Annotated in this window: 2 protein-coding genes; both read right to left on the reverse strand. The window is 70.8% G+C overall.

The window, feature by feature from the left end:
* Positions 1-1,003, reverse strand: a 1,003-nt coding sequence (locus tag IH13_RS38845; RefSeq protein WP_031089188.1) for an MBL fold metallo-hydrolase, incomplete at its 3' end; no start/stop codon positions are given.
* Positions 1,004-1,302: 299 nt separating this feature from the next.
* On the reverse strand, positions 1,303-1,833 hold the full coding sequence (locus IH13_RS0129875) for an NUDIX domain-containing protein (RefSeq protein WP_031089189.1): 531 nt from the start codon (positions 1,831-1,833) through the stop codon (positions 1,303-1,305).
* Between the last annotated feature and the right edge of the window lie 141 nt (positions 1,834-1,974).

Here is a 1,974-nt window from a genome sequence, read left to right on the forward strand (position 1 = left end):
CCGGCCGGTCGATGCCGACCCGGACCAGCTCGCGCTGAGCCGCAGCCAGTTGCCCGGCATTCTCGGCGAGCAGGGTGACGGGTTTGCCCCACGGGATCATCCACGCCAGGTACGTCGCGAGCTTGCCGTCCAGCTCGAAGTTGAACGAACCCGCCACATGCCCCTCGGCGAAAGCAATCCGGTTGCGCAGGTCCACCACCCACTCCCCCGCGGCGAGGCGAGCGGCGATCTCCTGCGGATCGGCGACCGAAGCCGGGGTCATGTCGACCGGATCGGGGCCGCCCGCGTTGACCGGGCCCATGTGCGCGTAATAGGCGGGCACGTCCTCCAGACCTGCGAGCAACTCGGCGACGAAGGTGTCCACGTCCACGGTCAGCGCCGCGTTCGCCGTCTTCTCCTTGCCGATCGTCGTCGCGTCGCCGTCCGCCTGCGCCGAGGAGCAGAAACTGCCGAACCCGTGGGTAGGCAGCACCGCCGTGTCATCGGGCAGAGCGTCGGCGAGCCGGTGCGCCGAGGCGTACTGCGCCCGGGCCAGCTGCTCGGTCAGCCGCGGCTCGACGAGATCGGGACGCCCGACCGTACCGATGAGCAGCGAGCCGCCGGTGAACGCGGCCACGGGCCGACCCGCCTCCTGCAGGACGTAGGCGGTGTGGTGCGGCGTGTGCCCGGGTGTGGCGACGGCGGTCAGGGTGAGGCCGGTTCCGGTGTCGACGTCCACCGTGTCGCCGTCGGAGACCGGGGTCCGGGCGAAGGAGACGGCGGCCCCGGCCGGCACCAGGTAGCGGGCGCCCGTGACCCGGGCCAGCTCCAGACCACCGGTGACGTAGTCGTTGTGTATGTGGGTTTCCACCACGTGCGAGATACGCACCCCGCGCCGGGCGGCTACGGCCAGCACGTGGTCGATGTCTCGGGGCGGGTCGACCGCCACCGCCTCCGACGTGCCACCGGCGAGGTAGCTGCGGTTGCCCAGACCCTCCAGCTCGATCGTGTCAACGAAGAACATCCTGATACTCCTTCCGCGAAATTACCCCCCGGGGTATACACCTGACTCTAACACCATTACCCCCGGGGGTATATTTCGTGGCAGCCGTCACGGCTCCGGGACCCCGTCGGGTGGCCGGGCCCGCGCACGACGAGAGGCGAAGGAGGCAGTGTTCACGCCCTGCGGCCGCACCGTGGTCGACGCGCACCGGCTCGGGCCGCACGTCGGGGCCGGGGTTCCACCCGTACGTCTGGTCCGCGCCCGCACCCGGGGGCCGGCCGGAGCCTTCCCGCCCGGCCCCCGGTCGCGGCGCCGGGCGTTCAGTCCAGCAGTAGGTGACGGAGCATCAGCAGCCCGGCCGCCATGTTGGCCGCCGGTATCTCGCCGCGCGCGACCAGGTCGGGGACGAGCTTCAGCGGTACCCACTCACGGCGCGAGGACTCGATGCCGTCCGCCGGAGGCCCGGTGTAGGCGGCCTCCCGTGTCCAGAAGAAGTGGTGGCGGGCGTCGATGAGCCCGTTGGCCGGTTCGGCGGTCATCAGCGGGCTCAGCGTGCCGGGGCGCCAGCCGGTCTCCTCCTCCATCTCCCGGGCCGCCGCGGCGGCGACGTCCTCGCCGTCCTCGACCACCCCGGCGGCCATCTCCCAGCCCCAGCTGTCGGTGATGAAGCGGTGCCGCCACAGCAGCAGGGCCTCGTTGGCCTCGTTGACGGCCGTGGCCACGGCGACCGGCCTCAGCCGGATGAGGAAGTGGTCGAGATGCCGGCCGTCGGGGAGCGCGACGTCCGCGAGGTTCACCTGGAACCACGGGTTCTCGTAAACAGTCTCTTCGCTCAAGTTCATCCACTGCACAGTTCTGCCACCTTCCAACTGGTTGGTGGCAACATCGGAGCAGCTGCAGGGCGTCCGGAGAACGCGCGGGGCCCCGTGACGGGCGGCTCACAGAGGCACGCGCAGCGCCCCGTCGATGAGGCCTGTCTCTTATACACATCT

The organism is Streptomyces sp. NRRL WC-3549 (assembly GCF_000721935.1).
Taxonomy (GTDB): domain Bacteria; phylum Actinomycetota; class Actinomycetes; order Streptomycetales; family Streptomycetaceae; genus Streptomyces.